Origin of the sequence: Pantoea sp. BJ2, from assembly GCF_040255075.1 — a bacterium.
GTDB lineage: Bacteria > Pseudomonadota > Gammaproteobacteria > Enterobacterales > Enterobacteriaceae > Pantoea > Pantoea leporis.
In genome coordinates this window covers 166,918-187,207 of record NZ_CP158292.1, presented here as the reverse complement: position 1 = coordinate 187,207, position 20,290 = coordinate 166,918, and the positions used below count along the sequence as shown (strand labels likewise).

Below are 20,290 nucleotides of genomic sequence, written 5' to 3'. Positions count from 1 at the left end.
GCGTTTAACGCGGCGTGGCTAATCCCAGACGCTCACCGCGATAGCTGCCGTTAAGAATTGCCTGCCACCATTGCGGGTTTGCCAGATACCATTGCACGGTTTTACGAATGCCGCTCTCAAAGGTTTCCTGCGGCGTCCACCCTAACTCACGCTCAATTTTACTGGCGTCGATGGCGTAGCGCTGGTCGTGGCCGGGACGATCGCTAACAAAGGTAATCAGGTCACGGTAGCGGCTCAGGTGCGGTGCACGCTGCTGCGGCGCCAACTCATCCAGCAGATCGCACAGCGTTTCCACCACTTCAAGATTACGTCGCTCGTTATGACCACCAATATTGTAGGTTTCCCCTACTTTGCCGCTGCTCACCACGCTATACAGCGCCCGCGCGTGATCCTCTACATATAGCCAGTCGCGTATTTGGCTGCCGTTGCCATATACTGGCAGCGGTTTGCCCGCCAGCGCATTAATGATGGTGAGCGGGATCAGCTTCTCCGGGAAATGATACGGTCCGTAATTGTTGGAGCAGTTAGTGATGATGACCGGCAAACCGTAGGTGCGCAGCCAGGCGCGCACCAGATGATCGCTGCTGGCTTTGGTCGCCGAATAGGGGCTGCTCGGCGCATACGGCGTGGTTTCGGTAAAGAAATCGTCGCTACCGTGCAGGTCACCAAACACTTCATCAGTGGAGATATGATGCAGAATGAAGCCTTTTTTGCGTTCATCTGCCATGCCATTCCAGTAATGACGCGCCGCTTCCAGCAGCTGATAGGTGCCGACAATATTGGTTTCGATGAAGGCGATAGGTCCATCGATCGAGCGGTCAACATGACTTTCTGCCGCCAGATGCATAATGCAATCCGGTTGATAGTGCGCCATGACACGATCCAGCTCAGCGCGATGGCAAATATCCACCTGTTCGAAGGCGAAACGTGCATTCTGTTGCACCGGCGCCAGCGACGCCAGATTGCCGGCATAGCTCAGCTTATCGACCACCACCACGCGGTGTTCGGTGTTTTCAAGCAGAAAACGTACCAGCGCAGAACCGATAAATCCTGCCCCGCCGGTCACCAGAAACTGTTTCATCGCCACACGCCTTTGGTATCAACAATCCACGGCTGGGCAATCTGGGCCGCATCAATCGCGCGGAACTGTGCGTGATCAACCAGCATCACCAGAATATCCGCCTGCTGCAGCGCTACATCCGTAGCAACCAGCGTGGCTTCGTGCGCCAGACGTTGCGGAATGTCTTCCACATGCGGTTCAACCACCCAGGTTGCGCCGCTGTGCCACTCGGCAATACGATGGGCGACGCTCATCGCCGGACTTTCGCGCAGATCGTCAATATTCGGTTTGAAGGCCAGACCAAAGCAGGCAATGGTGACATCGCTGGCGCGTTTGCCGCTGGCGGTGAGGCACTCTGCTAACGCCTGCTTTACCTGATCCAGCACCCAGCCCGGTTTGGCATCATTCACTTCACGTGCGGTGCGAATCAGTCGCGCCTGTTCTGGATTCTGCGCCACGATAAACCACGGATCGACGGCGATACAGTGCCCGCCGACGCCCGGTCCGGGTTGCAGGATGTTGACGCGCGGATGGCGATTCGCGAGCGCAATCAGTTCCCACACGTTGATGCCCTGCTCGGCGCAAATCAGCGAAAGCTCATTGGCAAAGGCGATATTCACATCGCGGAAGCTGTTTTCTGTCAATTTGCACATCTCGGCGGTACGCGCATTGGTTTCCACACACGCGCCGCGCAGGAAAATGCGGTACAGCTCGCTGGCGCGTGCGGAACAGGCTGGCGTCATGCCACCAATGACGCGATCGTTTTCCAGCAGTTCAACCATCACTTTGCCGGGCAAAACGCGCTCCGGGCAGTAAGCGATAAACACATCGCACGCATCACCGTGCTGCGGGAAACGCAAATCGGGACGCGCCGCCGCCAGCCATTCCGCCATTTGCTCGGTGGCGCCCACCGGCGACGTCGATTCGAGGATCACCAGATCGCCCGCTTTTAACACGGGTGCAATCGACAGCGCCGCGGCCTGCACATAGCTGAGATCCGGCTGATGGTCGCCGATAAATGGCGTGGGCACGGCGATCAGGAATGCATCGGCGGCTTCGGCCTGTGTAGTCGCACGTAGATGACCGGCACGCACGGCTTCGCGCACCACATCACCCAACTCGGGTTCCACGATATGGATATCGCCACGATTGATGGTTTCAACGGCGCGGACATTAATATCCACGCCAACGACTTTCTTTCCCTTTGAGGCAAAAACGGCTGCCGTTGGCAGCCCAATGTAGCCCAGTCCGATAACGGAAATGGTTTCAAAACGCATGGTTACACTCTGTGTTGTTTTAGGGCCTGCAAGATGCGCGCGCAGGCGTGGCCATCGCCGTACGGATTGTGCGCGCGACTCATTGCCTGCCAGGCTTCATCGTCCTGCAACAGCAGGCTGACTTCAGCGACAATTTTACTGATATCGGTGCCGACCAGTTTCACCGTGCCTGCGTCCACCGCTTCCGGACGCTCGGTGGTATCGCGCATCACCAGCACCGGTTTGCCTAATGACGGCGCTTCTTCCTGAATGCCGCCGGAGTCGGTGAGAATCAGCCATGAGCGATTCATCAGCCAGACAAACGGCAGATACTCTTGCGGCTCAATCAGGATGATATTCTCGATGCCACTGAGAATGCGATTAACCGGCTCGCTGACGTTGGGATTGAGGTGCACGGGATAGACAATTTGCACCTGCGGATGCTGGCGCGCGATTTGCGCCAGCGCACTGCAAATGCGTTCAAAGCCGTCGCCAAAACTTTCGCGGCGATGTCCCGTAACCAGAATGAGTTTTTTGTCAGCGTCGAGGAACGGATAGCGCGCGGCGAGGCGGGCATTGAGATCGGCATCGTCCAGCACGCGATCACGCACCCACAGCAGCGCATCAATCACCGTGTTGCCCGTCACGAAAATGCGCGCATCCGGCAGATTCTCGCGCAGCAGATTTTGTCGCGAATTTTGCGTGGGCGTGAAGTGATAACTGGCGAGATGGCCGGTGAGCGTGCGATTGGCCTCTTCCGGCCACGGCGACATCAGGTTGCCGGTACGCAATCCCGCTTCTACGTGACCCACCGGAATCTGGTGATAAAACGCCGCCAGGCTGGCCGCAAACGTGGTGGTGGTATCGCCGTGCACTAACACCACATCCGGCTGGAAATCGGCGAGTACGGTTTTCATGCCCTGCAGAATGCGGCTGGTGATCTCCGTCAGCCCTTGCTCCGGGCGCATGATATTCAGATCATAATCAGGCTGCAGCTGGAACAAACGCAGCACCTGGTCGAGCATTTCACGATGTTGTGCGGTGACGCATAGGCGTGACTCGAACGCAGCATCCTGCGCCAGCGCCTGCACCAGCGGAGCCATTTTGATCGCTTCAGGACGCGTGCCAAATACCGTCAGAACTTTCACGTGGCTTCTCTTAATGGCTCGTTGCTAACGTTGAACGCGGACGACGCACCAGCGCCACTCCCGCACCGACCAGCGCGCCAATTACGCCCCACATGATCATCATAAACAGGCGGCGCGGACTATCGCGCGACACCGGCTCTTCCGGGGTGCGCAAATAGCGGTAAGTCTGGAATTGTTTATCCAGACGCGGACCGGCCTGCAGCGTACTCAGCATCGCTTTGTTTTGATCATAGCTTAAATCGTAAGCAGGCCCGCTGGCTTGTAAAGTGTCGAGTTGCGCCTGCAGCATTTGCTGACCCAGCAGGAAACGATCGCTGTCTGGCAGCGCTTCGCCGGTTGCCGGCGCGCGATTCTCTTTAATCCCCTGCTCGCTCGCCACTTTCAGCGCCTGTTCGATGCGCTGACGTTGACGTTCAAATACCGTCTGCGCCACTTCCTGCTGGCGGTTAACCTGCGACGCCAGCTGCACGCTGCGCGCCTGCCAGGCGCCTTTCAGCTCCGCATTAAGATGACGCGCCGCACGCTCGCTGGCGTAGGCAATATATTGACGCAGCAGATTGTTAGCATCGCTGGCGGTTTCGGCCACCAGCTTAATGTTATCTAAGATATTGCGCGCCGGGTCGGCAGCGGTGAACTGAATGTTGGTGATCAGGTCGTCGAGCAGCGCCGCATCGTTGTGCGCGTTACCGCTTTTGCGGCTTTTGAAGTATTCGGTCTGCTGCCAGAAATCACGGCGCGTATCCCATGATGCCAGCTGCATGGTGAACTCCTGATAAACCTCATCCATCACGGTCGGCGCTGGCGAACTGAGATTGAGCGTATTGGTGCGCACATCCAGATTATTGAGGAATTGCTGCTGTACGAAGAAATCACCCAGCATATTGACCGTTGGACGATCGGTCACCGCCGTGGTGCTCCACGCCTGCTTCATTAACATCGATGCTAACCAGGCGACCAGCGCAAACAGCAGCGCCAGACCGATAATCCAGCGTTTACCACGCCAGAGTGTGCAGCCAAGGCCACGTATATCCAGTTCGTTCTCCACAACGACAGAGGTCATAACAAAATCCTTATCAGGGTACTTTCTGGGTAATTTATTTTTTATCTTCGCTGCTTTGCCAGCGACGTTTAATGCGACGGATTTTGCGCGCCACGCGCCATGCGTGTTTCAGGCAATAGCCATAAAGGAGGAATGCCATCATGAACAGCACCAGCATCACCCACTCCGGGATGAAAGCCAGATACTCGCCGAGCACACCAATACCCGCCAGAAGCGCGGCGGCGACGGTAATCAGCAGGAACGCCTGACGTGATGTGAATCCGGCGCGCATAATTAAATGGTGGATGTGCTGGCGGTCAGCGGAAAACGGGCTCATGCCTTTGCGCAAACGGCGATACATAATCGCCACCATATCCATCAGCGGAATCGCGATCAGCCACAGCGCGGTGACGGGCGTGATCGGATGGCTCAGGCCTTGGGTGGTTTCCAGCAGAATCCAGATGATGGTGAAACCGATCATGGTGCTGCCGGCATCGCCCATAAACACTTTGTAGCGACGGCCAATCAAGCCGAGATTAAGCAGGATATAAGGAATGGTGGCGGCGATCATCGCGAAGCACCACATGGCGAGGCTGGTCTGGCCGTCAAAATAGAGAATGATGCCGATGGCGGCGAAAGTGACGCTGGAGAGGCCGCCAAGCAGGCCATCAATCCCATCCACCATATTGAACGCGTTAATGGCGGCCCATACGGCGAATAGCGTCAATACGTAGCCAAACGGACCGACAATTAACTCAACCGGCCCGATAATGAAGCCCAGACTGAGCAAATAGAGTTTGGCGCCGACCATCATCACGATGGCGACCGCCGCCTGCACCAGCGCGCGAATTTTAACGCTGATATCGAAGCGATCGTCCAGTGCGCCAACCAGCACCAATACGCCCGCGCAACTCAGATACAGCATCGCGTGCGGCAGATAATAATTTGAAATGGCAAAAGCGAAGCAGATTCCCGCGTACACGGAAATGCCGCCAACTAACGGAATGGCGCCATGGTGCCTTTTTCTGGAGTTTGGTGTGTCCACAAGCCCAATTTTTTTAGCTGCTTTGCGAGCAAAAAACAGGAACACTAAAGTAAAAAGAAAAATTAAACCAAGCTCAGTACTCATAGTGAGTAAATTCACGTTAATGCTCTCAGCTAAAATCGTGGACAACAATATGCAAAACACCCGCCATTGCCGTATATCCCTATTCCGAATTCTGCTACAGAAAAGTCTGATTGCTGAAAAAACAAACGAATCTCTGTCACAGTCAATATAAAAGCTTCCTGACTGCGCTAATCCTAATGCCCATAAATAAAAAACGCCACGTTAAGACGTGGCGTTAGCAATATTTCCTGGCATATTGTGCGAATCACCGCTTGGCTTAGCGACTCGCCGATCGCAACTTAGGAACGCTTCATCATATCGAAGAATTCGTCGTTGGTTTTCGTCATGGCCAGTTTGTTGATGAGGAACTCCATCGCGTCGATTTCACCCATTGGATGGATGATTTTGCGCAGAATCCACATCTTCTGCAGCTCTTCCTGCGTAGTGAGCAGCTCTTCTTTACGGGTACCGGAACGATTGTAGTCAATCGCTGGGAATACACGCTTCTCGGCGATTTTGCGCGAGAGGTGCAATTCCATGTTACCTGTACCTTTAAACTCTTCGTAAATCACTTCGTCCATCTTCGAACCGGTATCAACCAGCGCGGTCGCGATGATGGTCAGGCTGCCGCCCTCTTCCACATTACGTGCCGCACCGAAGAAACGCTTCGGACGATGCAGGGCGTTAGCATCCACACCACCGGTCAGCACTTTACCTGAAGCTGGAACCACGGTGTTGTAGGCACGCGCCAGACGCGTGATGGAGTCAAGCAGGATGATCACATCTTTCTTGTGCTCAACCAGGCGCTTGGCCTTCTCGATCACCATCTCAGCAACCTGCACGTGACGTGACGCTGGCTCATCAAAGGTCGAAGCGATCACTTCACCTTTAACCAGACGCTGCATCTCGGTCACTTCTTCCGGACGTTCGTCAATCAGCAGCACCATCAGCAGGCAATCTGGATAGTTGTAGGCGATGCTCTGCGCGATGTTCTGCAGCAGCATGGTTTTACCCGCTTTCGGCGGCGCCACAATCAGACCACGTTGACCACGACCAATCGGAGAAGCCAGATCCAGCACGCGTGCGGTCAGATCTTCAGTCGAGCCATTACCGCGTTCCATACGCATACGCTTGCTGGCGTGCAGCGGCGTAAGGTTTTCGAACAGAATCTTGTTACGCGCGTTTTCCGGCTTGTCATAGTTAACTTCATTAACTTTCAACAGCGCAAAGTAGCGTTCACCCTCTTTTGGCGGGCGAATCTTGCCAGAAATGGTGTCACCAGTGCGGAGGTTGAAGCGGCGGATTTGGCTAGGAGAGACGTAGATATCATCGGGACCGGCGAGGTAGGAGCTATCTCCAGAACGGAGGAAACCAAATCCGTCCTGCAATATCTCCAGCACACCATCACCAAAGATGTCTTCGCCGCTTTTTGCGTGCTGTTTCAGGATAGAGAAAATAATATCCTGCTTGCGCATACGCGCCTGGTTTTCCAGCCCCATATTTTCGCCGAGGGTAATCAGCTCAGAAACCGGCGTATTCTTTAATTCGGTAAGATTCATAGTGATGGGTTCTTAAACTCGGGGTAATTCTCGAAATGATTGTCGTGAGTGGTATGGCAAAAATTCCATGCCTGTTAATGGCTCTTTTTCAACTCAGCTCGACGATTATCGTCAGATGTGGCGATAGGAAACGAGGAGACAGTCGAAAGATGATGCCGAATGTGCTAGTCATCAGATTGCCAAACCACGATAACGTTCATTGCGAGTAGGGTCTGACAAGGGAAAACTTAGATGCAAACTACAAGGTAAGAGCGTAATGCAGTGAAATTAACTTAACACGCTTAAAGTGAGACGTCCAGCAGTGGCGAAAAAATTCACCACTGCCGAACAAACACCGCGCCGGGCTTAGGCCAGGTTGGCGTTCAGGAACTCTTTCAACTGTCCTTTAGACAGTGCGCCAACCTTGGTTGCCGCCACTTCACCGTTCTTGAACAGCAGCAGAGTTGGGATACCGCGGATGCCATATTTTGGCGCCGTACCCGGGTTGTCATCAATGTTCAACTTAGCGATGGTAAGTTTACCTTCGTACTCTTCTGCGACTTCGTCGAGAATTGGGGCGATCATTTTGCAAGGACCACACCATTCAGCCCAGAAATCTACCAGAGTGACACCGTCTGCTTTCAGTACGTCTGTGTCGAAACTGTCATCGGTCAAGTGAACGATCTTATCGCTGCTCATGTTTAACTCCAAAAGATTGCGCCTGGCGAATTGGCGGAAATGATACCAACGTAGGTTGACTTTATTTCATCGGATACGCTTTCGTAAAGCGCTAGTAAGCTGATATTCTACCACACTATGAGCAAAACACACTTAACTGAACAGAAGTTTTCCGACTTCGCCCTGCACCCTCAGGTGGTAGAAGCCCTTGATACCAAAGGCTTTTCTAACTGCACGCCTATCCAGGCGCTCGCATTGCCTTTTACGCTTTCAGGGCGTGATGTTGCGGGTCAGGCGCAAACCGGTACCGGCAAAACGATGGCGTTCCTGACGTCAACGTTTCATTATCTTCTTTCTCATCCTGCCGCAGAAGGTCGCCAGATCAATCAGCCACGTGCGCTGATCATGGCCCCGACGCGTGAGCTCGCCGTACAAATTCATGCCGATGCAGAACCGTTAGCCAAGGTCACTGGCTTAAAGCTGGGCCTGGCTTATGGTGGCGACGGCTACGATAAACAGCTGAAAGTGCTGGCTGATGGTGTCGATATTCTGGTGGGCACCACCGGACGTCTGATTGACTACGCCAAGCAGAACCATGTCAACCTGGGCGCGATTCAGGTTGTTGTGCTGGATGAAGCCGATCGCATGTTCGATCTCGGTTTTATTAAAGACATTCGTTGGCTGTTCCGCCGCATGCCGCCGGCCACCCAACGCCTGAGTATGCTGTTCTCTGCAACCTTGTCTTACCGCGTGCGTGAACTGGCGTTTGAGCACATGAACAACGCCGAATACGTGGAAGTGGAACCCGAGCAGAAAACCGGCCACCGTATTAAAGAAGAGCTTTTCTACCCTTCAAATGAAGAGAAAATGCGCTTGCTGCAGACGCTGGTAGAAGAAGAGTGGCCAGATCGCGCCATTATCTTTGCGAACACCAAGCACCGCTGTGAAGACATTTGGGGCCATCTGGCTGCCGATGGTCATCGCGTGGGTCTGCTGACGGGTGATGTGGCGCAGAAAAAACGTCTGCGTATCCTCGATGACTTCACCAAAGGCGATGTGGATATCCTGGTTGCCACCGACGTCGCGGCACGGGGTTTGCACATTCCTGCCGTCACGCATGTGTTCAACTACGATCTGCCTGACGATCGCGAAGACTACGTTCACCGTATCGGTCGTACTGGCCGCGCGGGTGCCAGCGGTCACTCCATCAGCCTGGCGTGCGAAGAGTACGCGCTGAACCTGCCGGCAATCGAAGAGTATATTGGTCACGGTATTCCGGTCAGCAAGTACAACAGCGATGCGCTGATGAGCGAACTGCCACCGCCGAAACGTCTGCAACGCAGCCGCTCGGGTAACGGCCCACGCCGTGGCGGGAACAACAGTAACCGTCGGAGCGGCGCGCCGCGCAATAGCAACCGTAAACGTTCGGGTTAAGCACACCATGCTAAGCGCATCGTCACTTTATGCAGCGATTGATTTAGGTTCTAACAGCTTTCATATGTTGGTGGTGCGCGAGGTGTCTGGCAGCATTCAGACCGTCGCGCGGATAAAGCGCAAAGTGCGTCTGGCGGCTGGCCTCGACAAAGCGAATCACCTCTCCGCTGAGGCGATGCAACGCGGCTGGCAGTGCCTGAGGTTGTTCTCCGAACAGCTGCAGGATATTCCTCCGGAACAAATCCGCGTGGTGGCAACCGCCACGCTGCGCCTTGCCGAAAATGCGCAGGATTTCCTCACAACGGCTGAACACATTCTTGACTGCGCGGTGAATGTCATCAGCGGCGAAGAGGAAGCACGCCTGATTTATCAGGGCGTAGCGCATACCACCGGCGGTTCCGATCAGCGTTTAGTGGTCGATATCGGCGGTGGCAGCACCGAACTGGTGACTGGCGAAGGTTCACATGCCACCACGCTGTTCAGCTTGTCGATGGGTTGCGTAACCTGGCTTGAACGCTACTTCAGCGACCGTCATCTGGCCAAAGAGAATTTCGAGCAGGCCGAACTGGCCGCGCGCGAGATGATCCGTCCGGTGGCCGCTGCGCTGCGCGAAAAAGGCTGGCAAATCTGCGTCGGAGCGTCGGGCACCGTACAAGCGTTGCAGGAAATTATGATGGCGCAGGGCATGGATGAGCGCATCACCCTAAGCAAACTGCAACAGCTGAAACAGCGCGCGATTCAGTGCGGCAAGTTGGAAGAGCTGGAAATTGAAGGATTGACGCTGGAGCGCGCCTTAGTGTTCCCGAGCGGTTTATCGATTCTCATCGCTATCTTCCAGGAACTCAGCATTGAAGGCATGACGCTAGCCGGCGGCGCACTGCGCGAAGGTTTAGTGTATGGCATGCTGCATCTGCCGGTGGATCGTGATATCCGCAGCCGCACATTGCAGAACGTGCAGCGTCGTTTTGCCATTGATATTGACCAGGCCGGTCGCGTACGTCAGTTGGCGGAAAGTTTCTTCCGTCAGGTGAGCAGCAGTTGGAAGCTGGATAACCGATGTCGCGATCTACTCCTTAGCGCCTGTTCTATCCACGAAATTGGCCTGAGCGTCGATTTCCGCCAGGCACCGCAACACGCCGCTTACCTGATTCGTCATCTCGATCTTCCTGGCTTCACTCCCGCGCAGAAAAAAATGCTGGCTTGCCTGCTGCAGAACCAAAGCGGCAGCATCGATTTAGCCTTGCTGACCCAGCAAAACGCCGTACCGCCGCGCATGGCGGAGCGTTTAAGTCGTTTGCTACGCTTAGCGATTATCTTCTCAAGTCGTCGTCGCGATGACACTTTGCCTGCCGTGCGTTTACAGGCGGATGATGATGCACTGCATTTGACGTTGCCGGCCGGTTGGCGCGAAGCGCATCCGCTGCGTTCTGAGCTGTTAGAGCAGGAGAGTCATTATCAGTCCTACGTGCACTGGTTACTGACGATTTCCTGATTGGGATTGCGCTGGCTATCCCCCATCCCGACCTTCCCCCGCAAGCGGGGTAAGGAGATGCTGCCACATGCAATTTCCGACTCACATATAGCAGCATCTTCCTCCCCCATTCATGGGGGAGGACCGAGGAGGGGGACTGCAAGCACTAACCGATAACTCAGCCCTTCTTCGCATTCTCCAGCATCGCTCTCAATCCAGCGACGCGCGTCTGCCCGGTCTTCACGCGCTCTTCGGCGCTCACCACTTTTTTCTCGCGTTCCCACACCACATCGTCCTGCGGCAACTCCAGCAGGAAGCGACTCGGTTCCGGGCGCATCAGCTCGCCATACTGGCGGCGTTCCCGGCACAGCGTAAAGGTCAGCTCTTTCTGCGCTCGCGTAATCCCCACGTAAGCCAGACGCCGCTCTTCCTCGATGTTGTTCTCATCGATGCTGCTCTGGTGCGGCAATAACCCCTCTTCCATGCCAACCAGATAGACATACGGGAACTCCAGCCCTTTTGAGGCGTGCAACGTCATCAGCTGCACCTGATCGAGCTCTTCGTCGCTTTCACCGCGCTCCATCATGTCGCGCAGCGTAAAGCGCGTCACCACCTGCGCCAGCGTCATCGGCTCGTTCAGCTCATCGCCTTCCAGCATCTCGGTCATCCACTGGAACAGCAGGTTAACGTTCTTCATGCGCATCTCAGCGGCTTTCGGGCTGGGCGAGGTTTCAAACAGCCAGCTTTCGTAGTCGATGCCGCGAATCAGATCACGCACCGCATTCACCGGCTCGCGTTCGGTCAGCTGGACGATTTCACTCAGCCAGTGCGTAAAGCGCTGCAGATGCTCCAGTCCGCGCCCGCTCAGCGTTTGCTCCAGCCCCATATCGAAGCTGGCGTTATACAGGCTTTTATTGCGCAGGTTGGCCCATTCGCCCAGCTTCTGCAGCGTTGCCGGACCAATCTCACGGCGCGGCGTATTCACGATACGCAGAAACGCGCTGTCATCTTCCTGATTGGTCAGCACGCGCAGATAAGCCAGCAAATCTTTGATTTCCGGACGAGAAAAGAACGACGTGCCGCCCGAGATACGATACGGAATACGGTTCTGCATCAGCTGCTTCTCGAAGACGCGCGACTGATGATTGCCGCGATAAAGAATGGCGTAATCTTTGTAGGCGGTTTTATTGATGAAGTGATGCGCGATCAATTCGCCCGCTACGCGTTCCGCTTCGTGGTCTTCGTTATTCGCGCTCAGTACCTTCAGCTCGCTGCCCTGCCCCAACTCTGAGAACAGGCGCTTCTCAAATACGTGCGGATTGTTGGCGATAAGGATGTTGGCCGATTTCAGGATGCGCTGCGTCGAGCGATAATTTTGCTCCAGCTTCACCACTTCCAGCGCCGGGAAATCCTGCTGCAGCAGCACCAGGTTTTGCGGACGCGCGCCACGCCACGAGTAAATTGACTGATCGTCATCGCCCACCACGGTAAAGCGCGCGCGCGCACCCACCAGCAGCTTCACCAGCTCATATTGGCTGGTGTTGGTGTCCTGATACTCATCCACCAGCAGATAGCGAATGCGCTGCTGCCAGCGTTCGCGCACTTCCTGATTGCGCTGCAGCAGTAGCGTGGGCAGCGCGATTAAGTCGTCGAAATCCAGCACGTTGCAGGATTTCAGGTGTTGGTCATACAGCTGATAACAGTGAGCAAAAATCTGGTCGCGCTGCGATTGCGCCAAACCCGCGGCGCCCTGCGGATCGACCAGATCGTTCTTCCAGTTGGAGATGGTGGAAATCAGCTGCTGTAACAGCGTCTTGTCCTCTTCCAGCCACTGTTTGGTCAGGTCTTTAAGCAAGGCTAGCTGATCCTGATCGTCGAACAGCGAGAAGCTGGCTTTCATTCCCAGCGCCTTGTATTCGCGTTTAATGATCTCCAGTCCCAGCGTATGAAAGGTGGAAATCATCAGGCCGCGTGCCTCTTTACGCCCCAACGTCTGCGCCACGCGCTCTTTCATCTCGCGCGAGGCTTTATTGGTGAAGGTTACGGCGGCGATATGGCGCGCCTGATAGCCACATTCGCGGATCAGGTGGGCGATTTTGTTGGTGATCACGCGGGTTTTACCCGAGCCAGCACCGGCCAGCACCAGACAAGGACCGGTGACAAATTCGACAGCTCGTTGTTGGCCGGGGTTTAAACGCATAACGGAATTCGCTCAGTTGAATCAAAAGAAAGGAGGTTATAATGGCCGGATTATACACATTAGGACTTCATCATGGCGAAAACCGCGGCGGCTTTACATATCCTCGTGAAAGAGGAAGCGCAGGCCAAATCCCTGCTGGCGCAACTTGAGAAAGGGGCGAACTTCCAGCAACTGGCAAAGAAACACTCTACCTGCCCATCCGGGCGCAACGGCGGTGATTTGGGTGAGTTCCGTAAAGGACAAATGGTACCGGCATTTGATAAGGCGGTCTTCTCCTGTCCGCTGCTACAGCCTTACGGACCGGTGAAAACCGCCTTTGGTTACCACATCATCAAAGTGCTGTGGCGTAACTGATCACTTCTGATTCTTCATCTGCTGCAGCACATTACTGCACTGATTGTCGTCAGTATCGCTAGGCGAAATCAGTGCGATCAACGCAGCGGCGGGAGCAACCACCGCCCCGAGCGCCACCGCTGCGGCACCGCGTGCAATCAGCGGTCCGGCTTTCACCCCGGCATCCGGATTTTTAAAGGTGCCGCGCACATACAGCGGCGAACGCAGCGTGATGATGCGAATCCCTTTACTCTCCGGATTGATCGACAGGTCCATGCGTTCATTCGCGAAATTAACGTTGCCGGTCACGTTGATCACCGCGTTCTCGGTATCCAGCAGGAACAGTTTCGGCGTCGCTAAGCCCTGACGAATATTCATATCGGTCGCCGCGCAGTTGATCCTCACTTCATCATCGCCGAACAGCTTACCCACCACATAGTTACCGACGTTCAGTCCGGCAATCTCCATCAGGCTGCGGCTGATCAGGCCATCATTCATCAGTAGCTTCAGTTCGCCATTGCTGGTGCCGAGCAGATCCGCCACCGAATTGCCGGTGCCGCTCAGCGAGGCATCGCCGTTGAGCTGGCCCAAACTGTTCTGCATCGCCGTAACATCCGGGAACAGCTGACGCAGACGCAGCTTACGCGCGTGCAAATCGGCGCGTCCGCGCATCGGGCTGCGATCGCCCTCCAGATGAATGGTGGAGTTGATGCTGCCGCCGGCCATACCGAAGCGCAGCGGATCGAGCAGCAGGTCGCCGTTTTTTAGCTGCAGATGCGTATAGAGATCGCTGAGCGGCAGCTTACTGCTGTGTTCAATGCGTTTGCCGCTGAACTTCACATCCGCATCCATCACGTCCCAGCTCTTGGTATCAAACTTGTCGTGTGGCAACACGCGATCGGCAGGCTGCGATGAGGCTTCGCCGCGCTGCGCTTTGGCCTGCTGCGTTTTCTCGCTGCCTTTGCCGGAGTTGACGCCAATCAGCGGCCCCAAATCTTCCATCCGCAGCTGGTTCGAGGTCAATTCACCGGTCAGCGTTGGACGCGGTTTGCCCTGACGATAGGTGAGCGAGCCGTGAATATCGCTGTCGCCGATGTGGCCGTTAAACTTCTCGTAGCGGAATAGCGGCCCTTTCGCCTCATTGAAACGCGCAATCAAATGGCCGTCGGTTTCATAGGGCGGCGTATCGGGCAGCAGCACGCCGGTCAGGCCATACAGATTGGCCAGCGTATCGCCCGCGAAGCGCAGGCGCACATCAAGTCCGCCAAGATTGAGCGGATCCTGCAAGGTACCGTCAATACGTACACGCGTGGTGCCATTACGCACATCCACCTGCAGCGGGAACGGCGTGGTTTTACTGCGCAGCGATAACATGCCGCCAATTTTGCCGTCGCCATCCAGCTTCTGATTGTTGTAGGTGCCGTTCGCCTGCCAGCCAAAGACAAAATCACCCGCGCCTTTCTGCTGATCGTCACCGCCCGCCACTTGGGCGTAGGGCACCGGTTTGCCCAGCGGATTGATGGTCACTGTGACATCGGCTTTATTGACGGCGTCGCGATAGCGCACTTGTCCCTGATCGAACAGGATGTTGTCGAGGCGGAAGGACCAGGCAGAAGGCGCGGCGTTAGCATCGCTGTTCTGGCTGCTGGCGAGATCAAAGGTCCAGTTATTCTTTTTGTCTGCGGTTTGCACCAGCCGCGCATCCGGCTTTTGCATCTTGATCCACGGCAGGTAGATCTGCTGATGCAGCAGCGCCAGCGGCGCAATGGTGGCTTCAACCCGCTGCAGATGCACCATGGTGACATCAGGAATAGAGGGCGGATTGCCGAGCATCACATCATCGGCATGCACCTGCGGCCACGGCACCCAGCTGCGCCAGCCAGGTTCTTCACGGTTGCGAACCCAGGCCACGCCGAGATCGCCGCGAATCGCGAAAGGTCGGTTCAGTTCGGCTGAAACTTTTTGATTAATCGTTGGTTTCAAGCGGTTCCAGTCAAAGGTGGCGATGAGCACCACAATCACTACAACCAATAACAAAAAAATCCCGAACACCCAGCTCAGGATCTTTCGAGTACGTGACATATTGCTTCCTCCTTGCCCTTCCACGTCTGACTAAGGATAGTCGAGACGCCGCGGAACGGGATCAGGGAAGCTCAAGAGCCATACGTTCCAGCTCGCTAAACGGCACCGGGCGCGAGAAGAAGTAGCCCTGCGCCGCCATCGCTGGCGAGCTACGCACCTGTTGCCACTCCTCTTCGGTTTCCACGCCTTCAACGATGACGCCGTTGCAGTAACGGTTAATCAACGCCAGCAGCATCGAGAACATCGAGCGGCCTTCATCGCTGGCGCGCAGCAGCATAAACAGCTCGCGCGAGAGTTTGATGTAGTCGTAACGCAGCTCGGTCAGCGCGGAGAAGTTCGCCATGCCAGAGCCAAAATCATCCAGCCACAGCGGCCCGAGTTCGGGCATCTTCGCCACCATCTCTTCCTGCGGCAGCGCATGATGCTCCGTTAGCTCGAAGCGCACCCACGGCAGTTGCGCAATCAGCGTGCGAATCGACTCATGCTTCTCAATCTCCATCAGCGTTGGACCGTCGATATTAACCGACGCCACCAGCTGACGCTGATTGAAAAACGCTGACCATGTTATCAGCAGCTCGAGTTGTTCCTGGACGACACCGAGGCGCTGCGCGATAGTCAGTGCTTCAAAATAGTCTTCGGGCGACAGCCTTTTTTCTGGCGCGGAGGGATGGGTAACCGCCGTCAGTAATTCAATAGCCAGCATGCGGCCTGAGACCTGGTAAATCGGCTGGAAAGTATAGAATCGTTGGCACTGCTGCCAGAAGAGACGCGTTTCCTGTTGTTGCTCCAATTCATTTGAAACAGGCAGCCGATGACTCAAATTCTTCATCACCATGGTTTTTTCCTGGTTGGTGTTGAGTGCCTGCAAATAGCATCTCAGCGGCAAGTATCGGCGATCGCCGGGATAACTTTATCAATCTCGTTAGTCCCATGAAGAGTTGAGTGTAACAGCGTGCTTCGCACTTAATCGGCAAAACAAAACGCGCTTTGGCCGCTAAATCACCGTGGCGCAGGCGGTTTGCTGCCTTAAGTTAAATCAAAACATCGTTTTAAAAACCATTGACGACTGCCATACCAGACGCGAGACTAAGGCAGAATTCACTACAGGCTGAAGACCATGACGCAGAAGAAAATCGCTATTATTGGCGAATGCATGATTGAGCTGTCCGAGAAAGGTGAGAACATCAAACGCGGTTTTGGCGGCGATACGCTGAACACGGCGGTGTATCTGGCGCGTCAGTCAGATAAACAGCTGCGTGTCGATTATGTCACCGCACTCGGCACCGACAGTTTCAGTGACCAGATGATCGCCGCCTGGCAGCAGGAAAATGTCGAAACCGCGCTGGTTCAGCGCCTCGACAATAAAATGCCGGGTTTGTATTTCATCGAAACCGACGACCACGGCGAGCGGACCTTCTGGTACTGGCGCAACGACGCCGCCGCCCGTTTCTGGCTGGACAGCGCGCAAGCGGACGCGATTTGCCAGCAGCTGGCGCACTATGATTATCTCTATTTGAGCGGCATCAGCCTGGCGATTCTGCCTGCGACCAGTCGCGAAAAACTGATGACGCTGCTTAGCGCCTGTCGTCAGAACGGTGGCAAGGTGATTTTCGATAACAACTATCGTCCGCGTCTGTGGGCCGATAAAGCCAGCGCTCAGCAGGCGTATGCCGAGATGCTGCGTCATACCGACATGGCATTTCTGACGCTCGACGACGAAGATTTGCTGTGGGGCGAGCAGCCGCTGGATGCGGTGATTGCTCGCACACGCGCTGCGGGCGTGCAGGAAATTGCCATCAAACGCGGTGCGGACTCCTGTCTGGTGGCGGTTGGCGATGAGCCGCTGCGCGAGGTCGCCGCCATCAAGCTGGCGAAAGAGAAAGTGATCGATACCACCGCGGCTGGCGACTCCTTCAGCGCTGGTTATCTGGCGGTGCGTTTAGCCGGAGGAAGCGCCGAAGATGCCGCCGCACGCGGTCATCTCACCGCCAGCACGGTGATCCAGTATCGCGGGGCGATTATCCCGCTCAGCGCGATGCCGAAATGACTTAACCACCTGCACCAACCGTAGCGGCGCAATTGATTGCGCGATGAATCGCGCCGCTACAAATCTCTGCGCCATTCATTACCTGTGCTAACCAACCCGCCCGCGCAGTTTGCCTTAACGCAGCATTTTTCCCTGCCAATTTCCGCTAACGACCTGACTCATCCACTTCTGTAACAAAAACGGTATTACTTCTTCACTCGCGCTAATCAGATCGATTTAAATTCAATGTGTTATGGCAGGAAATCTGGCCGCCAGGCATAGTCCGAAACTGGCGAAATCGGCGATTTTCGGCTGGACGCCAGCAGCAAAAAAGACCATGTTTTAATCAACAACAGCAGGACGCTGTTACTCCGGCCGCGAAAAAAATAACGACAACATGACTCGCTCAGGACTGACTTATGCACACAGAAATCATCAATATCTGGCCACACGGTGATGCGCCAGGCGCGAGCGATTCGCGCGCTCAGCCGCAGATCGTCGATCTCGCCAAAGAGTATGAACCTTATGACCGCGCCGCCACCGGCGTGCGCTGCCCGGAAATTGCCATCTGGCATCCGGAAACCTCGAACGGCATCACGCTGCTGGTCGCACCGGGCGGCGGTTATCAGCGGGTGTTGATCGACCGCGAAGGCAGCGCGCTCGCCACCTTCTTCACGTCAATGGGCTACACGCTGGCGGTGATGACCTATCGCCTGCCGTATGACGGTCACCACGAAGGTCCAGACGCGCCGCTGGCCGATGCGCAGCGTGCGGTGCGCGTGCTGCGTGAACGTGCGCAGCGCGGGCTGAACGGCAAATATATCGTGATGATGGGCTTCTCGGCGGGTGGACACGTTGCCGCCAGCCTCGGCACCCGCTTTGGCGAGAAACTCTATCCGGTGCAGGATCAAGCCGACAGCTTCACACCGCGCCCGGATGCGATGGTGCTGCTCTATCCGGTGATCAGCATGCGTGAAGGTCTGGCGCATGAAGGTGCACGCACCCGCTTGCTCGGCGCATGGCCGGATCAGAAGATGGTTGATGCTTATTCGCTGGAGACGCGCGTGCACGCACACACGCCACCGACGCTGCTGATTCACGCGTCCGATGATGAATCGGTTTCGGTGAACAACAGCATGGTGTTCTTCAGCGCGCTGCGTGAGCACAAAGTGCCGGTGGAGATTCACTTCTACCAGAAAGGCGGCCACGGATTTGGTATCCGTGGCGTGGCAGATTTACCGCTCGCCAGTTGGCCGATGCTGGTAACCGAGTGGCTACGTGCTAAGACCTAATGGTTAGGATGATGGCGCGGTCTGATCCGCCGCGCCTGCGCTGTTATCCGGTTTCACTTCTTCCGGACTCGCGGGTACCGCTGGCGGTTCGGGTAGCTTCATCACTTTATCCCAGCTTTCCTGCAGCATCTTCACGTTGGTCTCGGCTTCACCCTGCGGCTGAATCAGCACCATGGTCAGCTCCTGCGACAGTTGCTGACGCAGTTCCTGATTTAGCTGATCGCGCGTCATTTCGCTGAGGAAGGTTTGACGCAGCTTCTGATACTGCTCAGGCGCAATGTCCACCACCGCGTTTTGCTGCGAGCGCAGACGCTGGCCCATCAGAATATCGGTGTCGGTGCGGGCGTATGTGGCAAACAGCTTGTTGAGCTCCAGCAGCTTCTGCGCCATCAGCGCATCGAACTCCTCCTGCGGTAACCCTTTGTCGCGCACCGCCGCCAGCTCTTTCGCCACCTGATTCATATTCTGCGGCAAAGAGGCATTCGGGCTGTCCATGTTGATCGAGCACTGCGCACGTTGATAGAGCACGCGGCAATCGAAGCCAACCTGCACGCTTTGCGCTTTGCTGTCAGCCAGCGCGCGCTGCACATGCCAGAACAGAGCTTCACGCGCTAAATCGCTCTGCCAGTAGCGCTGCAAATTTTGCGAATCACGAATCGGCTGCCATGCGGTGTCCCACACCAGCGACAGGCGATCCTGATTCATGCCGCCATTCACCAGATTCACCGGCTGATGCGGCAGCGGTGACAGCGTCGGTAGCGCGGCAGGTGCGACACGCTTGCCTTTCAGCGGCGCAAAAGCTTTGTTGATCTGCTCCGCCATGCTGCGGCTATCGACGTTACCTACCACATAGAGCGTCATGCCGTCGGGCGTGTACCACTGCTGATAGAAGCTGTTGAGCTGTGCGATATCCACCGGCGCGCGCGGTTGCTCGCCGGGATCGTGCGCCAGCATCGCCGAGCCTTTCAGGCGATAGCGCCACCACACATCCTGCGTATTGGCAGGCCAGGTGGCAATCGGATCGGTCGCCATTAATGCGGTAGAAACCACCTGCTCATTAATCGTCATTTTCCCGGCGGTCGCCGCCAGCCAGCTGAGCGCTTCTTTCAGCAAATCAGGGCGGTTATTCGGCAAGCTCAGGTTGTATTGGGTGTAATCGTACGACGAAATAGCGGGTGGCAGCGGACGTTGCGGATCCATGGCTTGCTGCCACAGCGCACGTTGCTGATTGGTGTCCAGCGTGGCGTTATGCACCATCGCTAAACGCGGTAAAAGATGGCTATAGCCGGTTTGTTGCGCACTCTCCACCAGCGAACCGGTGTTAACAATCAGGCGCAGCTCAATACGATCGCTTGGACGTTGTGGTGTGGTTAGCAGCTGCCAGCTAAAACCATTGTCCAGTTTGCCTTCCTGCCAGGCGGGATCGGGTTGGAGCGTCTCGGCGTGCACGCCAAAACCGGACGCTGCCAGTAGCAATCCGCCAACCAAAAGCCGAATTCTGGTGCCCTGCATGTGAACCCCTACTCAAACAGATCAACGCTCGTTAGCGCGGCATGTTCGGTCACATCTGGGGTGACCGGCGCGGCATTGTGCCGCCACGTTTATTTAATAACAGACTCTTTGAC

General features: G+C 55.8%; 16 protein-coding genes. 5 read left to right on the top strand and 11 right to left on the bottom strand.

The features are described 5' to 3' along the window. Positions 1 to 4: 4 nt before the first annotated feature. From rfbB to trxA, 7 genes are all read right to left on the bottom strand, one after another. On the bottom strand, positions 5 to 1,081 hold the full coding sequence (rfbB, locus tag AAF463_RS00790) for a dTDP-glucose 4,6-dehydratase (RefSeq protein ID WP_137384904.1): 1,077 nt from the start codon (positions 1,079 to 1,081) through the stop codon (positions 5 to 7). Then, entirely contained in the window at positions 1,078 to 2,337 is a 1,260-nt protein-coding gene (gene wecC, locus AAF463_RS00785; RefSeq protein WP_101763772.1) for a UDP-N-acetyl-D-mannosamine dehydrogenase, read from the bottom strand. The genes rfbB and wecC overlap by 4 nt, the downstream gene beginning before the upstream one ends. A 2-nt stretch (positions 2,338 to 2,339) precedes the next feature. After that, positions 2,340 to 3,464 carry a UDP-N-acetylglucosamine 2-epimerase (non-hydrolyzing) gene (gene wecB, locus AAF463_RS00780; RefSeq protein WP_008105750.1) on the bottom strand — a complete coding sequence of 375 codons (1,125 nt, stop codon included), beginning with the start codon at positions 3,462 to 3,464 and terminating at the stop codon, positions 2,340 to 2,342. Between the two features lie 10 nt (positions 3,465 to 3,474). Then, positions 3,475 to 4,524 carry an ECA polysaccharide chain length modulation protein gene (gene wzzE, locus AAF463_RS00775; RefSeq protein WP_192414398.1) on the bottom strand — a complete coding sequence of 350 codons (1,050 nt, stop codon included), beginning with the start codon at positions 4,522 to 4,524 and terminating at the stop codon, positions 3,475 to 3,477. A gap of 34 nt (positions 4,525 to 4,558) precedes the next feature. Next, positions 4,559 to 5,632: a UDP-N-acetylglucosamine--undecaprenyl-phosphate N-acetylglucosaminephosphotransferase gene (wecA, locus tag AAF463_RS00770; RefSeq protein WP_350261380.1), complete on the bottom strand. Its 1,074-nt coding sequence runs from the start codon at positions 5,630 to 5,632 to the stop codon at positions 4,559 to 4,561. Between the two features lie 278 nt (positions 5,633 to 5,910). Beyond that, positions 5,911 to 7,170: a transcription termination factor Rho gene (gene rho, locus AAF463_RS00765; RefSeq protein WP_008105744.1), complete on the bottom strand. Its 1,260-nt coding sequence runs from the start codon at positions 7,168 to 7,170 to the stop codon at positions 5,911 to 5,913. 345 nt (positions 7,171 to 7,515) lie between these two features. Further along, complete coding sequence (trxA, locus tag AAF463_RS00760; protein ID WP_008105741.1) at positions 7,516 to 7,848, bottom strand: thioredoxin TrxA; 333 nt, start codon at positions 7,846 to 7,848, stop codon at positions 7,516 to 7,518. Between the two features lie 117 nt (positions 7,849 to 7,965). On the opposite strand from trxA, the gene rhlB reads away from it, so the two are divergent. After that, positions 7,966 to 9,261, top strand: coding sequence for an ATP-dependent RNA helicase RhlB (gene rhlB / locus AAF463_RS00755; protein ID WP_110867909.1), 1,296 nt, complete (start codon positions 7,966 to 7,968; stop codon positions 9,259 to 9,261). A gap of 7 nt (positions 9,262 to 9,268) precedes the next feature. Further along, on the top strand, positions 9,269 to 10,753 hold the full coding sequence (gene gppA / locus AAF463_RS00750) for a guanosine-5'-triphosphate,3'-diphosphate diphosphatase (RefSeq protein ID WP_350261379.1): 1,485 nt from the start codon (positions 9,269 to 9,271) through the stop codon (positions 10,751 to 10,753). A gap of 157 nt (positions 10,754 to 10,910) precedes the next feature. Here gppA and rep read toward each other — a convergent pair whose 3' ends face one another. Further along, on the bottom strand, positions 10,911 to 12,932 hold the full coding sequence (gene rep / locus AAF463_RS00745) for a DNA helicase Rep (protein WP_137384900.1): 2,022 nt from the start codon (positions 12,930 to 12,932) through the stop codon (positions 10,911 to 10,913). 72 nt (positions 12,933 to 13,004) lie between these two features. Here rep and ppiC point away from each other — a divergent pair, with 72 nt between their 5' ends. Next, positions 13,005 to 13,286 carry a peptidylprolyl isomerase PpiC gene (ppiC, locus tag AAF463_RS00740; RefSeq protein WP_008105734.1) on the top strand — a complete coding sequence of 94 codons (282 nt, stop codon included), beginning with the start codon at positions 13,005 to 13,007 and terminating at the stop codon, positions 13,284 to 13,286. On the opposite strand, the gene AAF463_RS00735 is transcribed toward ppiC, so the two are convergent. Beyond that, complete coding sequence (locus AAF463_RS00735) at positions 13,287 to 15,347, bottom strand: AsmA family protein (protein WP_110867907.1); 2,061 nt, start codon at positions 15,345 to 15,347, stop codon at positions 13,287 to 13,289. Positions 15,348 to 15,408: 61 nt separating this feature from the next. Continuing rightward, positions 15,409 to 16,182 carry a cyclic-guanylate-specific phosphodiesterase gene (pdeH, locus tag AAF463_RS00730; RefSeq protein ID WP_101763780.1) on the bottom strand — a complete coding sequence of 258 codons (774 nt, stop codon included), beginning with the start codon at positions 16,180 to 16,182 and terminating at the stop codon, positions 15,409 to 15,411. A 282-nt stretch (positions 16,183 to 16,464) separates the two neighbouring features. On the opposite strand from pdeH, the gene AAF463_RS00725 reads away from it, so the two are divergent. Both AAF463_RS00725 and AAF463_RS00720 read left to right on the top strand, forming a co-directional pair. Next, on the top strand, positions 16,465 to 17,394 hold the full coding sequence (locus AAF463_RS00725; protein WP_101763781.1) for a sugar kinase: 930 nt from the start codon (positions 16,465 to 16,467) through the stop codon (positions 17,392 to 17,394). Positions 17,395 to 17,792: 398 nt separating this feature from the next. Further along, positions 17,793 to 18,665: an alpha/beta hydrolase gene (locus AAF463_RS00720; protein ID WP_101763782.1), complete on the top strand. Its 873-nt coding sequence runs from the start codon at positions 17,793 to 17,795 to the stop codon at positions 18,663 to 18,665. A gap of 3 nt (positions 18,666 to 18,668) precedes the next feature. Here AAF463_RS00720 and AAF463_RS00715 read toward each other — a convergent pair whose 3' ends face one another. Continuing rightward, positions 18,669 to 20,177 (bottom strand): pitrilysin family protein, encoded by a 1,509-nt coding sequence (locus AAF463_RS00715; protein ID WP_101763783.1) that lies wholly within the window; start codon positions 20,175 to 20,177, stop codon positions 18,669 to 18,671. Positions 20,178 to 20,290: the final 113 nt, after the last annotated feature.

Excerpts from the sequence above, each read along its gene's own strand:
- rfbB (WP_137384904.1), bottom strand. The coding sequence starts at position 1,081 with ATGAAACAGTTTCTGGTGACCGGCGGGGCAGGATTTATCGGTTCTGCG.
- wecC (WP_101763772.1), bottom strand. The coding sequence starts at position 2,337 with ATGCGTTTTGAAACCATTTCCGTTATCGGACTGGGCTACATTGGGCTG.
- wzzE (WP_192414398.1), bottom strand. The coding sequence starts at position 4,524 with ATGACCTCTGTCGTTGTGGAGAACGAACTGGATATACGTGGCCTTGGC.
- wecA (WP_350261380.1), bottom strand. The coding sequence starts at position 5,632 with ATGAGTACTGAGCTTGGTTTAATTTTTCTTTTTACTTTAGTGTTCCTG.
- rho (WP_008105744.1), bottom strand. The coding sequence starts at position 7,170 with ATGAATCTTACCGAATTAAAGAATACGCCGGTTTCTGAGCTGATTACC.
- trxA (WP_008105741.1), bottom strand. The coding sequence starts at position 7,848 with ATGAGCAGCGATAAGATCGTTCACTTGACCGATGACAGTTTCGACACA.
- rhlB (WP_110867909.1), top strand. The coding sequence starts at position 7,966 with ATGAGCAAAACACACTTAACTGAACAGAAGTTTTCCGACTTCGCCCTG.
- gppA (WP_350261379.1), top strand. The coding sequence starts at position 9,269 with ATGCTAAGCGCATCGTCACTTTATGCAGCGATTGATTTAGGTTCTAAC.
- rep (WP_137384900.1), bottom strand. The coding sequence starts at position 12,932 with ATGCGTTTAAACCCCGGCCAACAACGAGCTGTCGAATTTGTCACCGGT.
- ppiC (WP_008105734.1), top strand. The coding sequence starts at position 13,005 with ATGGCGAAAACCGCGGCGGCTTTACATATCCTCGTGAAAGAGGAAGCG.
- AAF463_RS00735 (WP_110867907.1), bottom strand. The coding sequence starts at position 15,347 with ATGTCACGTACTCGAAAGATCCTGAGCTGGGTGTTCGGGATTTTTTTG.
- pdeH (WP_101763780.1), bottom strand. The coding sequence starts at position 16,182 with ATGGTGATGAAGAATTTGAGTCATCGGCTGCCTGTTTCAAATGAATTG.
- AAF463_RS00725 (WP_101763781.1), top strand. The coding sequence starts at position 16,465 with ATGACGCAGAAGAAAATCGCTATTATTGGCGAATGCATGATTGAGCTG.
- AAF463_RS00720 (WP_101763782.1), top strand. The coding sequence starts at position 17,793 with ATGCACACAGAAATCATCAATATCTGGCCACACGGTGATGCGCCAGGC.
- AAF463_RS00715 (WP_101763783.1), bottom strand. The coding sequence starts at position 20,177 with ATGCAGGGCACCAGAATTCGGCTTTTGGTTGGCGGATTGCTACTGGCA.